We start from the raw sequence: 13020 nt of genomic DNA on the forward strand, positions 1-13020 counted from the left end.
AGGATAAACTGTAGATTGTTCACAACTTATTGCGTGAGATACGTAAAGATTCTTAGTTTCTATTTATTGTATTGTGATTAAAGTTTTTATTTTTGCTCTTAAACAAGAAGTATGAAAGAAGTTTTGAAGGCATATTAAATGATTTTGGTCTATTATCAGCTTGTATCATAAATATAATTGTTACAGCTTAAGTTTATATAGGAGGTAGAGAGTATTATGACAAAAACAGCACTGTTGGATTGGGGGGAAGTTTCAGGGATTCCTAATTTTGCTTCCATTAGTGATGAAGATTTTAAACCTGCCTTTGAGCAGGCTCTTCAAGAAGCAGAAGAAGAATTAGAGACAATTGCAAGAGTACAAGAACCACCAACGCTCGAGAATTTTTTGCAGCCTTTTGAACTTTGTGGCAAAGCGCTTGATCGTATATGTTCAATATTTTTCTTGCGTTCAGGTGCGCATAGTAATGCATTGATTCAACAGTTAGAACAAGAGTTTGTTGTTAAACTTTCCCATTACTCTTCAAAAGTTATGATGGATACGCGGATATTTGCAAAAATGGATGCACTCTATAAACAGTCGCAGCAGGGCGTGTATGATCGCGAAACAACACGTGTGCTTGAATTATGGTGGAAGAAATTTATTTGTCATGGCGCAAAACTTGATGAAGAAGGTAAAAATCGGCTTGTAAAAATTAATGAAAAACTTGCTTTTTTAGGGGCTACTTTTGGTCAGCATGTTTTAAAAGATGAAGCTGAATGGGTTTTATTTTTAGAAAAAACAGATTTATCTGGTTTACCTGATGATCTTATTGCTTCAATGAAGGAAATTGCGTTTGAAAAGGGTCGTGAAGAAGCTTATGCACTAACATTGGCACGCTCAATTGTTGAACCATTTTTGAAATTTTCACATCGTCGTGATTTACGTGAAGTTGCTTTCCAAGCTTGGACAAAGCGTGGTGAAAATAATAACGAGAATGATAACCGAGCGATTATTGTAGAGATTATAGCACTTCGTGATGAACAAGCTAAATTACTAGGGTACAAATCCTTCGCAGATTTAAAACTTGATAATACTATGGCAAAAAGTATTAATGCCGTTATGGATTTGCTCACACCTGTATGGGAGCGAGCAAGAGCTAAAGCTTCTAGTGAACAGATTAAATTGCAAAACTTTGCAAATGATCAAGGAAGAAATGAAACGTTAAAAGCGTGGGATTGGCGTTATTACGCTGAAAAGCTCCGTGCTGAGGAATTTTCTTTTGATGAATCTGAAATTAAACATTATTTTCAGCTTGATCATATGATTAAAGCGGCTTTTGGAGTCGCAAAAAAACTTTTTGGAATTACATTTGAAGAAAAAAATGCTGTTCCACTTTGGCATCCTGATGCTCGTTTGTGGGAAGTAAGAAAACCTGATGGAAGTTTTTTAGGGCATTTTATTGGTGATTATTTTGCGCGCTCTTCAAAAAGGTCTGGGGCATGGATGAGCAGATTGCAATCACAACACAAATTGGGTAGCGGACAAAAGCCTATTATCTATAATATTTGTAATTTTGCTAAGCCGCTAAAAGGGGAGGTTGCACTTTTATCACTTGATGATGCACGTACTCTTTTTCATGAATTTGGTCATGCTTTGCATGGTTTACTTTCTGATGTTACATGGCCATCGGTAGCAGGAACATCTGTTTCGCGTGATTTTGTTGAACTTCCATCCCAGCTTTATGAACATTGGTTAACCGTACCAGAAGTTTTAAAATCTTATGCTACACATACAAAAACAGGATGTTCAATGCCGCAGGAGTTAATGGACAAAGTTTTATCAGCGCAGACTTTTAATGCTGGTTTTTCTGCGGTTGAATTTATCTCATCGGCTCTCGTGGATATAGTTTTTCATCAGGGAAAGGCAGTCACTGATCCAACAATATTTGAACATCAGGAATTGGAAAAGTTACACATGCCTAGTACAATTGTTATGCGTCATCGTCCTCCGCATTTTACGCATATATTTTCAGGAGATGGCTATGCTGCTGGTTATTATTCTTATATGTGGTCGGAAGTTCTTGATGCAGACGCTTTTCAAGCTTTTGAAGAAACAGGTGATGTTTTTAATTCAGAACTTGCTGATCGCTTAAAGCGTTTTATCTATTCTGCTGGGGGAAGCCGTGATCCAGAGGAGCTCTATAAAGCATTTCGAGGGCGATTACCTTCACCAGAGGCGATGATCAAAAAGCGTGGACTGTAAAATATAATGGTATGGTTCATACCATACCATTATATTCTTTTTTCAGTGAAGACTTATGTAAAATTCCATTTTTCTATGCTCATATGAACAAAGAGAATGAAGTCTCTGTATTTTAAAAGAAATTAGGGGAGAGAAAAATTATCAGCGCGGTCTTTTTGATGACCATTGAGCGGAAGCCACGACTTTTTTATGAAGCCTTTTTCTACCTTTTTGAGTAAGCTTGTATTTTGTTGTGCTATATAATCAAGGTTCATGGGAAGTTGGCGTTCGATCTTTTGTGTTTTTTGGTTAAACTGTAGAGTCTTAACATGGGTCAAAAGTGGGTTTTCATGAGGGGATATGTAAAAACTTAAAATATCTTTCAATGGTTTTTCTAAATAAGAGGCAAGTTTTCTTTTTCCTTCAGAAGTAAAGTTGATGCCATTATGCGTGCGTAATTGAATCATTTTTCCATTTATATCATAGCCTGCAAAAGAAAATTGCCCTTGTTTGTCAATGAAGCCATCCCAAATATCGATAAAGTATCCTCCTTCTACTTCTGTTATTTCTTTATAAAGCTTGTTAAAAATTTTCACTTTTTGTGTTAAATTATCATCTCCAAAAGCAGGTTGCCCCATCCATATCCATGGTTTTCCTGAAGCATGCAGGTTTTCAGTAATTTCGGTAATTCTTTGTTTATAGATATTCACCCATTCTGGTTCAATTGCATTGAATATACCATGGGGTGTTTTGATTGGTTGATTATCATTAGCACCTATCACCATAATAATCACATCGGGTTTATTTTTATCGATGAGTTCAAAAATATGATTTCCCCAAGAGTAATAGTCAATTCTGGCTAAGCCAGAGTTTGGTACTGTACTATCAATGATAATAATATCATTATGATCGATAAAAACCTTTTTGAGAGCATCAGAAACAGCAGAAGCAACAAAGTCCCCTAGAATAAGAATGTGTTTTGCATTTTTTTCTTTTAATTTTTGTGTAGGCTTCTGGGGTGCCGTTTTTTCTTGTGGCTTGTATATTTTTTGTTTTATAACTCGTGGCTGTGGCTGTGGCTGTGGCTGTGGCTGTGGCTGTGGCTGTGGCTGTGGCTGTGGCTGTGGCTGTTCTTGTTTGTTATGTTGTAATAACCATTTAAAGAAGTTTGTTGCTTTACTAGAAGATGGTTGTATGACGCTTAGAGCGAAGATAGAAAAAAACAAGAAAATAAGATATGTCTGGCGAAAACAGAACAAACATTTTACTCCCAATTATTGTTTTCTAAGAAGAGAAAGGACTTCATGGGTAGGATATCCATTGACCTTTAAACCATGGTGACGTTGAAAAGCTTTAAGTGCTTTCCGAGAAGCTGTCCCAATTTTACCATCGACTTCTCCTTTATAATAGCCAAGTGCGGTTAAACGAGATTGTAGTTCTTTGCACTCATGGAAAGTAAGAGGTTTAAATGGACGCTGCCAATCTTGAACTAAGCCAGGATGCCCGGCAATACGGTTAGCGAGAAGGGCAACAGCGAGAGCGTATCGATCTGCATTATTATAGCGTTTAAGGACAAAGAAGTTTTTTGTGACTAAGAAGATTGGTCCTTTTGGTCCATCTGGATATTTCAATATTGCTTTTTCAAATGATCTGGGAAGAGGGTGCCCATTGGCGTTTTTTATCCCTAGTTTTGCCCAGTGTGCAAATGAATGCCAATCATTGGAGAGTTTTTTCCCTTGTGGTAATTTAACTTCTATACCCCAAGGCAGATTAGGTTGCCAACCATTCATGTGAAGAAGATTAGCGGCAGTCGCAAGGGCATCTGGAACAGAATTCCAGATATCACGTCGTCCATCTCCATCCATATCAATGGCATAAGAGAGGTAACTGCTTGGAATAAATTGCGTATGCCCCATTGCTCCGGCCCAAGATCCAGTCAGTTGTGTACGCGTAATTTCACCGCTTTGAAGAATCTTCATGGCAGAAATTAATTGTACTTGTGCATATTTTGCACGTTTTTTATCAGCATAAGCTAGGGTTGCAAGCGAACGAATGGTATCGCGCATCACGCTGTTATTTGCTAAAATCTTTCCATAATTGCTTTCCATCGACCAAATAGCGAGTAGAATATTACGGTCAACACCAAAACGTTTTTCGATTTTAGGAAGCCATGTGTGCCACTTTTGGGCTTGGCGATGCCCTTCCAAAATTGCAATATCGTGAACACGATTATCGAAATAGTTCCATGAAGGAGCAACAAATTCTGGTTGGTATGCAGCTCTTTTTAAAACTTCTGGATCCATTGTTGTAATGGTTTTAAAAGCCATATCAAATGTAGAGGGTGAAATATTGTTGGCGAGAGCTGTTTTTTTAAATTCCTTAATCCAGTGTGTAAAACCGCTATCAGCATGTAAAGATGATGTACAAAACATTACAAAAGCAGAAAGAAAACCAGCTAAACCTATGATAAGCTTTTTCCAATTGATTGCTTCCTTTAAAGAAGAGAATGTTTTATATTGTGTTTTTGGCATTTTAAAATTCCCCCTCAATATCCAAATGTTTTGATGTCCAAGAATTTTGCTTATATATTTGGCGTTATTGATGATGTTATCAAGAAAATAAAGAACTATTGAAACAGATTATTTATTTTGGAAAAATATCCTCCATAAACGATCATATTTTTGTATTCCTTTTAAAACAATAAGATATATTTTTTATTATTTAGTTAAGACATACATTAAATGAAATGAGAAAATTAAACAGTAGATGGGGAGAAGGAAAGTGAGAGTACGTAAAATCCGGAAAGCTGTATTTCCTGTAGCGGGTCTTGGAACGCGTTTTCTGCCTGCAACAAAAACAATTCCTAAAGAAATGCTGACAGTTGTTGATAAGCCGGTTATTCAATATGTTGTAGATGAGGCACGTGAAGCAGGTATAGAACATTTTATTTTTGTTACTGGACGCAATAAAGCGGTTATTGAAGATTATTTTGATACGCAAGTTGAGTTATATACAACTCTTTTTGAACGAGGAAAAAAAGAAGAGTTAGAGCATCTCTATGATTTACAGCCTTCACCGGGCACAACTTCTTTTACGAGGCAACAACAGCCTTTAGGATTAGGGCATGCTCTTTGGTGTGCGCGTGAATTGGTTGGGGCTGAGCCTTTTGCTTTATTGTTACCAGATATGCTGATACAAGCTAAAAAAGGGTGCCTTTCTGAGATGATGACTCTTTATGATGAAATTGGTGGAGGAAATGTTATTGCGGTTCAAGAATGTGATCCTAAAGAAACACATAAATATGGTATTGTTGGAAAAGGGGAGCAGATTGCAAACGGTTTTAAAATTACAAAAATGGTAGAAAAACCAGCAAAAGGGACGGCTCCATCTAATCTATACATCAATGGGCGTTACATTTTACAACCAGAAATTTTTAATATCCTCTCCGATCAAAAAAGAGGAGCAGGAAATGAGATTCAATTAACAGATGCGATGGTACGGCTTTCAAATGAACAGGATTTTTTTGGCTTTCAGTTAGAAGGGCATACCTTTGACTGTGGTTCTAAATCTGGTTTTATTGAAGCAAATGTCGCATTTTCTTTAGCGCGTTCTGATATATGTAGCCAAGTTTCTGCTTCATTAAAAAATTTACTAGAAACCATAAAAATTGAAATATGATATAGAGCTCTCGTTTAATTTTATTTATCACACTTTATTATGACAATACAGATTCCTCATATAGTTTTACAGGGCGCTGTCACATCGGCGCAAAAAACGCTTGCAAGTGAAAAGCAAGGGCTTGAGTCTCTAGAAAAAGCTCTTCTTGGAGATCTTTCGTCCTCTTTTAAAATGGCGGTTCAAACCATAAAAAATGCTCATGGTCATGTGGTGATTACCGGTCTTGGCAAGAGTGGTCATATAGGGACAAAAATTGCTGCAACTTTAGCTTCTACAGGGACACCTGCTTTTTTTGTTCACGCGGCAGAAGCCAATCACGGTGATCTTGGTATGATTGGATCTGATGATGTTATTCTTGCCTTATCATGGTCAGGTGAGACTTTGGAGTTAAGTGGCATTATCAATCATGCTGCACGTTTTCGTATACCGCTTATTGCTATGACGTCAGGTGAAAACTCTGTATTAGGGAGGCAAGCTGATATCGTACTTTTATTGCCAAAGATAGAAGAGGCGTGTCCTCATGGGCTTGCGCCTACAACTTCAACAATTATGCAGTTAGCGATGGGAGATGCCTTAGCTGTTGCTCTTTTAGAAATGCGTGGGTTTACTGCAACGGATTTTAAAATTTATCATCCTGGTGGCTCACTTGGAGCAAGTCTGAAATATGTGCGTGATATTATGCATGGGGATGATCATGTTCCCTTAGTTGTGCAGGGAGCAACTATGACTGAAGCGATGAATGTTTTGGTTGAAAAACATTTTGGTTGTGTTGGTGTTGTGAATCATGAAGGTGAACTCATTGGGATTGTGACAGATGGTGATCTTGCACGCAACATGCACTTTAATTTATCAAAATTCAAAGTTGATGACTTGATGACAAAAAATCCTAAAGTGGTAGAGCCAAATACATTGGTTGGTGCAGCAACGGCATTTATTAATGATCACCATATTGGAGCTTTTTTTGTGGTTGAAAATAAAAAGCCAGTGGGAATAGTGCACTTTCATGATCTTTTACGCATTGGTGCTGCGTGAGTTAAAGTATTCACATAATGTAAAGTTTTTATGCAGCGGGTTTATTTATTAATGTTTTTGAGGAAAGATGATTGTTTCCGTATTCCACAGCGCTTGCAAATTTGACTATTGATAGAAGAGTATATCTCTATTTTTACACCATTTTAGATGAAACCTTTTCATCAGGAGGAAAATTGGCACCTCCTGATATAGGTGTTCTTATGATATTTTATCAAACTACAGCTTTTACTTTATTAAGACTTTCTCTTAAGAAAAAATTGTGATCCTGTATGTGATGTGCAGAGAAGATGTGTTGCATTATTTGATATCATACAACTAACTTTAGATATTGTTCCACGAAGAATAGAGCGTATTTCAATTTCTATATATTGGGTATTAACATAACTATATGTACCCTCTGATAGTTTTTCATTTGTATCGGCTGCACGTGTTTCAAAAATGCCCTCGTGGAAAGAAGAAATAATACCATTTTCATCAACCCACTTTCCATCAATTCTAGTTGATACATTTTGTCCACCATAGTGCGCAAAGCCACAGGCATTTACTATCAAAGCAACGATTGTAAGACATAAAATACGGTAGGTATGTTTCATTTATTTTACTCTGTTTATATTATTTTGCTCTCTAGCGTCTATAACATTGTTAAATTTCCCCGTGTGTCAATATGAAAAATTTTATGAAAATCAATGAAAAAGCAAAAAAATAGAAAAAAATGCCTTAATGTTGTATTTAATTAACAGCTTAATGAAATGCAGAGGTGAAAAGTAAGAGGCAAAATATTTCTTATGATGTATAACAGTTTTTACATTAAGCGACTTAATGGTCTCAAAGGAGATTGTTAAAATTATGGTTGGTCCCATTCTTGTTGCGAGTGAAGATTATGGAAGGCGTTTAGAGTTTTCTGCTATGCTTCGAGGTTTTGGTCACCGTGTCATTGAAGCAGAAAATGGTCTGCGTGCGATTGATCTTTTACACAGACGTAAAAATATAGTGCTTGCACTCCTTGATGTTGCTATGAGCGATTTGAGTGTAGGTGACTTAATTAAAATGATCAGAGTAGCTGGTGTTTCCGTTCCTATTGTTGTGATAGCGCAACAAGAAAATCAAGAACTCCTCCAAAAAGCTTTAACGGCAGGAGCTATTGATTATTGGATTTATCCAGTGACACCACTGCGGTTGAGAGTTACTTTGGATACGCTTGCTCTTATTTCCGCATTGGAGCGTGAAGTTCGCTTTTTTCGGCGAAAAAATGAGAATTGCTTGCGCTTTTCTGACCTTTGCATAAAAAGCAGGGCAATGCAGATAGTTTTAGAACAATCGAGGAATGCAGCGGCCTCTTTACAGAATCTTCTCATAGAAGGTGAAGTTGGAACTGGTCGGGAAACGTTGGCCCGTATTATTCATGATGAAGGTTTATTATCAGAGGGGGGATTTATACGTTTTCAGTGTTCAGCTATTGTCGATCCAGAGGAAGAAGAACGTCAATGGTTTGAGGAGTTTGTACCTTTAGCCTCTTCTCTTGAAAAGGGAACACTTTGCCTTTGTGATGTTGATCGGCTTGAGCCTATACAGCAAAAACGCTTCGCGAGTTACTTTCAAGAGAGGGCAAAAGCAATAAAAAACAAACCTCCTTCTTTTCGTATTATGGCAATTTCATCATCGCGGCTTTCAGATCTTGTCAAAGGAGATTTTTTTTCGCACAGTTTGTTTGAACAGCTTTCCCAATTATCGATTAGTGTTCCCGCTTTGCGGGAGTTGAGAGATGATTTTCCAGAGCTTACGCAATGTTTGATTAACCGCATTATTACGGAAACGGGGCGGTCACACGTGCACGGATTGACAGGTTCAGCTCTTTCATTGCTCATGCAATATGACTGGCCGGGTAATCGGGTTGAGCTTGAGAATCTTTTATTTCGCGCAGTTTTACTCAGTAAGGGGCCATTATTGACTGTTCGGGATTTTCCTCAATTAATGGGAGATGCACCAATAACTGTTCCAAACTTTATTGAGAATGATGTTCAAGAAAATCATGAACAAGAATCGATACAATTTTTAAATATTGACGGGCATATTCGCACTTTTATAGAGATGGAGCATGATATTATTGAGAAAGCGGTTAAACATTATAAGGGGCATATGAGTGAGATTGCTCGTCGTTTGCATATAGGCCGCTCTACGCTTTATAGAAAAGTAGAGGAATTAAAAGTAAAGAGAAATCAAGAACAAAAGTAAATTCTACGAACCAATTCGGATTTATAAAAAACATGATCAGAAAAAACTGCTTCGCTTATTTCTAATAAGCGGTAAGAGCATTCTATCTGTTAAAAGATGCACATTGTTTACTGTAGGCCCCAAGCATAGAGCATGATATTTGTAAATATCATAAGCTTGGATTTATATTCTCTTAAGCAAAAAGTAGTATTCCACCTATTGCATGGTTAATATGAGGTTATTAACTTGAGTCTTGTGGTTTATATTGATGATGATGTGATGATTTAAAAATAGAAAGTTGTTCCTCTTTGACTGTGTTACAGATTGTTATCGGTTTTATCGTATTTTTTTTGGTTGCGTCTATGTTAGCGATTTACACATATGGACGTTTTATTAAAAGTGCGAGAGGAGAATGTTCTTATGCGTTGACTGTTAAAGAAGATGAAACCAAGTTTGATCGTATAATAAGTCAGTTAGCAGAAGAAACGAATGGATTAGGAGTTGAAAAAGATGCGCTTTCACTCATTGTTAACAATTTGGATGCGTTTTGTGTTCGTGCGATAGGAGCAGCACAGGCTGGACGTAGCCTTGATCTTATGTATTATATTTGGGATGATGATTTAACAGGGCGTTTATTATTAAGTGAAATCGTGGAGGCTGCCGATCGTGGTGTTCGAGTACGTCTTCTTTTAGATGATATTAATGCTCAAGCGCGTGATCCAGCTTATATTGCTTTGGATAAGCATCCTTATATTGAGGTAAGAATGTTTAATCCAGGGCGCTCTCGTAAAGGTGGTTTACGTCGTGGTTTAGAGATTATATTGCGGGCAATTACTGTAACACGCAGAATGCATAATAAAGCTTTTATTGTGGATGGTCGTGTTGCGTTTGTGGGAGGACGCAATCTTGCAGATTCTTATTTTGATGCTGGTAAAGAATCACACTTTCGAGATTTAGACCTGATGTTAATAGGGCCTTCTGTCAAAAAAGTGGAAAGTATTTTTGATGACTTTTGGAATAGTGCTGTCGTTTTACCAATTCATACTTTGGTTGTTCCTAAAAGTGCAAGCGATCTTAGCTCTTGGAAAGATAAATTACGCAAATTCCGCGATTCCAAGGTTGCAAAAGTTTATCTAGATTATGTTAAAAAACACATTAATTTTGAATATTTTATTCAAGCAGGGAAGCGATTATTTTTAGCGGATAACGTTGTGGTGCTTTCTGATCCTCCAGAAAAAGCATTGCGTAAAAAAGCTGGAAACTGGCTTATGAAAGCACTCTCACAGGTCATTGGGGATGCTCAAAAAACAGTTCAAATTACATCACCTTATTTTGTTCCTGGTAAAGTGGGCACGCAGAATTTTAGCAATTTGGTTTCTAAGGGTGTTGATGTTAAAATTCTTACGAACTCTTTAGCAGCTACCGATGTGGCGCTGGTACATGGTGGTTATTTACCATATCGTAAAGCATTATTGAAAAGTGGTGTTAAGCTTTATGAGTTGAAACCAGATGGGAATATTCATGGGTTGCGATTATTTCGATCAAGTAAGGCGAGCTTACATGCTAAAGCTTTTTTGGTGGATCGAAAAACGGCTTTTATTGGATCTTTAAATTTTGATCCAAGATCAGCTGCACTGAATACAGAAATGGGTATTCTTTTTGAATGTGCCCCCATTACAGAAAGATTAAATTTACTTTTTTCTGAAGAAACGACGGGTGAAATGAGTTATAGTCTCCGTCTTGGTGATAATAACCGCATTTATTGGGATTTTATTGAAAATGAAAAACAGCATAGCATTGACTATGAACCAGAAAGCAATTTTTGGCGCCGCGCATTTGCTAAAATGGTAAGTTGGTTACCCATTGAGTCGCAACTATAAATTTTATAAACTATAATTAAAAAATTATTTTTCTTTTTATTTTTTTTATGGCATGGCATAATTCCATTTCAATCCGCAACGTATAAGAAACCGCAGTTATATTTTAGAGCACTGTGCAGTGTTTTTTTATTTAAAGGAATTTGGCTATGGCAAAGATTGTTGAAACAGGGACAGGTGAATTGGCACTGACTTTTGATGATGTGCTATTACAGCCCGGTCATTCTCGTGTTATGCCTAGTCAAGTAGATCTTAGAACACGTATTGCAGCTGATATTACACTAAACTTGCCGTTGCTTTCTGCGGCAATGGATACTGTAACAGAATCACGTTTGGCTATTGCTATGGCTCAAGCGGGTGGTCTTGGTGTTATCCACCGTAATATGTCTTCTATAGAGCAGGCTGAAGAAGTTCGCCAAGTAAAGAAGTTTGAATCTGGTATGGTGATTAATCCAGTGACAATTGGACCAGATGCAACACTTGAAGAAGCAAAAAATTTGATGCTTTCACATGGTATTTCAGGCATTCCAGTTGTTGCAAATGGCGCTAAAGGTGAGACGGCTGGGCGACTTGTGGGCATTTTGACAAATAGGGATGTGCGTTTTGCATCGGATCCAAAACAGAAAATTCATGAATTAATGACACATGAAAATTTGATCACAGTGCGTGAAAATGTTCAACTTAATGAAGCTAAGTATCTTTTACATCATCACCGTATTGAAAAATTATTGGTTGTAGATGAACAAAATCGCTGCGTTGGCTTGATAACAGTTAAGGATATTGAAAAAGCACAATTAAATCCGAATGCTGCTAAGGATTCCCAAGGTCGTTTGCGTGTTGCAGCTGCGAGTAGTGTAGGAAATGATGGGATTGAGCGGGCTGAGCGACTTATTGATGCGGGTGTTGATGTGCTTGTCATTGATACAGCTCATGGGCATTCTCAACGTGTGTTAGAAACTGTTGAACGAATAAAAAAAATAGCAGCTTCTACAGCTGTTATTGCTGGTAATGTAGCGACTTCTCAAGCAACGCAAGCGTTAATTGATAGTGGTGCAGATGCCATAAAGGTTGGTATTGGACCTGGTTCTATTTGTACAACTCGAATTGTGGCAGGTGTTGGTGTTCCTCAACTGGCAGCTATTATGAGTGCTGCAGAAGTTGCTGAGAAAGCTGGTATTCCCGTTATTGCTGATGGTGGGATTAAATCCTCTGGTGATTTTGCTAAAGCTTTGGCTGGTGGGGCTTGTGCTGCTATGATCGGTTCTCTTTTAGCAGGTACAGATGAAAGCCCTGGTGAAGTTTATCTTTATCAAGGTCGGTCTTTTAAAGCATATCGTGGTATGGGATCAGTTGGTGCTATGGCGAGGGGATCGGCAGATCGCTATTTTCAAGATGAAGTGCGTGATGAGCTTAAATTGGTTCCTGAAGGTGTAGAGGGACAAGTAGCCTATAAGGGACCTATAGCCTCAGTCCTCCATCAGCTTGCTGGTGGTTTGCGTGCTTCTATGGGTTATGTTGGTGCGAAGGATTTAGCGGAATTTCGTGAAAAAGCAACATTTGTTCGTATCACCAATGCAGGGCTTCACGAAAGTCATACACATGACGTTTCTATCACAAGGGAGAGCCCAAATTATCGCGGACCTGTTTGATGTATAATAAGAACAACGTTCAATGGTAAAAGGATCTTTTGAGAAAATGCAGAAGGATTGTCTTTTTTCGTTGTTTTGTGATGTAATAGTTTAAAAAGGGAAAGAACTGAAAGCGAGTATTCCAATTCTTTCCATAGGTTATGTGAAATTAGCTTTTTGTCGTCTTCCGATCTGATTTTGACGAGCGTTGGCGAGTGTTAGCCTGATCGCTTTGGATGGATTTCTTTCCATTGTTTGAGGGAGTTGTGTTGTGACGGCCTTTAGATGAAGCCATTTTCCCATTGTTATAAGTGTTCATTATTTTCTCCTTTTAAATTATCTGACTTAAAGCCAGTGTGGCAAAAACGGTTATG

The 13020-nt window shown here is 37.7% G+C and carries 9 protein-coding genes; 6 read left to right on the forward strand and 3 right to left on the reverse strand.

From position 1 onward, the window contains the following. Positions 1-216: 216 nt before the first annotated feature. A complete protein-coding gene (locus ABID23_RS03625; protein ID WP_354189423.1) occupies positions 217-2241 on the forward strand; it encodes a M3 family metallopeptidase in 2025 nt (674 codons plus the stop codon). A 122-nt stretch (positions 2242-2363) separates the two neighbouring features. Here the strand turns inward: ABID23_RS03625 and ABID23_RS03630 are convergent, their stop codons facing one another. Further along, positions 2364-3479 carry an SGNH/GDSL hydrolase family protein gene (locus tag ABID23_RS03630; protein WP_354189425.1) on the reverse strand — a complete coding sequence of 372 codons (1116 nt, stop codon included), beginning with the start codon at positions 3477-3479 and terminating at the stop codon, positions 2364-2366. 15 nt (positions 3480-3494) lie between these two features. Further along, positions 3495-4751: a lytic murein transglycosylase gene (locus tag ABID23_RS03635; RefSeq protein ID WP_354189427.1), complete on the reverse strand. Its 1257-nt coding sequence runs from the start codon at positions 4749-4751 to the stop codon at positions 3495-3497. Positions 4752-4986: 235 nt separating this feature from the next. Here ABID23_RS03635 and galU point away from each other — a divergent pair, with 235 nt between their 5' ends. Further along, positions 4987-5898: a UTP--glucose-1-phosphate uridylyltransferase GalU gene (gene galU / locus ABID23_RS03640; protein ID WP_354189429.1), complete on the forward strand. Its 912-nt coding sequence runs from the start codon at positions 4987-4989 to the stop codon at positions 5896-5898. A gap of 39 nt (positions 5899-5937) precedes the next feature. Beyond that, positions 5938-6930, forward strand: coding sequence for a KpsF/GutQ family sugar-phosphate isomerase (locus ABID23_RS03645; RefSeq protein WP_354189431.1), 993 nt, complete (start codon positions 5938-5940; stop codon positions 6928-6930). Positions 6931-7163: 233 nt separating this feature from the next. Here the strand turns inward: ABID23_RS03645 and omp10 are convergent, their stop codons facing one another. Then, the gene (gene omp10 / locus ABID23_RS03650) at positions 7164-7523 is read right to left on the reverse strand and encodes an outer membrane lipoprotein Omp10 (RefSeq protein WP_354189433.1); all 360 of its coding nucleotides are present in this window, start codon (positions 7521-7523) and stop codon (positions 7164-7166) included. A 253-nt stretch (positions 7524-7776) separates the two neighbouring features. On the opposite strand from omp10, the gene ABID23_RS03655 reads away from it, so the two are divergent. The 3 genes from ABID23_RS03655 (at position 7777) to guaB (ending at position 12667) form a co-directional block, all read left to right on the forward strand. After that, a complete protein-coding gene (locus tag ABID23_RS03655) occupies positions 7777-9162 on the forward strand; it encodes a sigma-54-dependent transcriptional regulator (protein WP_354189435.1) in 1386 nt (461 codons plus the stop codon). A 287-nt stretch (positions 9163-9449) separates the two neighbouring features. Beyond that, positions 9450-11021, forward strand: coding sequence for a phospholipase D family protein (locus ABID23_RS03660; protein WP_354189437.1), 1572 nt, complete (start codon positions 9450-9452; stop codon positions 11019-11021). Positions 11022-11167: 146 nt separating this feature from the next. Beyond that, a complete protein-coding gene (guaB, locus tag ABID23_RS03665) occupies positions 11168-12667 on the forward strand; it encodes an IMP dehydrogenase (RefSeq protein ID WP_354189439.1) in 1500 nt (499 codons plus the stop codon). Positions 12668-13020: the final 353 nt, after the last annotated feature.

This window comes from Bartonella silvatica (assembly GCF_040545155.1).
GTDB lineage: Bacteria > Pseudomonadota > Alphaproteobacteria > Rhizobiales > Rhizobiaceae > Bartonella > Bartonella silvatica.

What these genes read in the sequence shown, in the direction of transcription:
- ABID23_RS03625 (WP_354189423.1), top strand. Translation starts at nt 217, where the DNA reads ATGACAAAAACAGCACTGTTGGATTGGGGGGAAGTTTCAGGGATTCCT.
- ABID23_RS03635 (WP_354189427.1), bottom strand. Translation starts at nt 4,751, where the DNA reads ATGCCAAAAACACAATATAAAACATTCTCTTCTTTAAAGGAAGCAATC.
- galU (WP_354189429.1), top strand. Translation starts at nt 4,987, where the DNA reads ATGGGGAGAAGGAAAGTGAGAGTACGTAAAATCCGGAAAGCTGTATTT.
- ABID23_RS03645 (WP_354189431.1), top strand. Translation starts at nt 5,938, where the DNA reads ATGACAATACAGATTCCTCATATAGTTTTACAGGGCGCTGTCACATCG.
- omp10 (WP_354189433.1), bottom strand. Translation starts at nt 7,523, where the DNA reads ATGAAACATACCTACCGTATTTTATGTCTTACAATCGTTGCTTTGATA.
- ABID23_RS03655 (WP_354189435.1), top strand. Translation starts at nt 7,777, where the DNA reads ATGGTTGGTCCCATTCTTGTTGCGAGTGAAGATTATGGAAGGCGTTTA.
- guaB (WP_354189439.1), top strand. Translation starts at nt 11,168, where the DNA reads ATGGCAAAGATTGTTGAAACAGGGACAGGTGAATTGGCACTGACTTTT.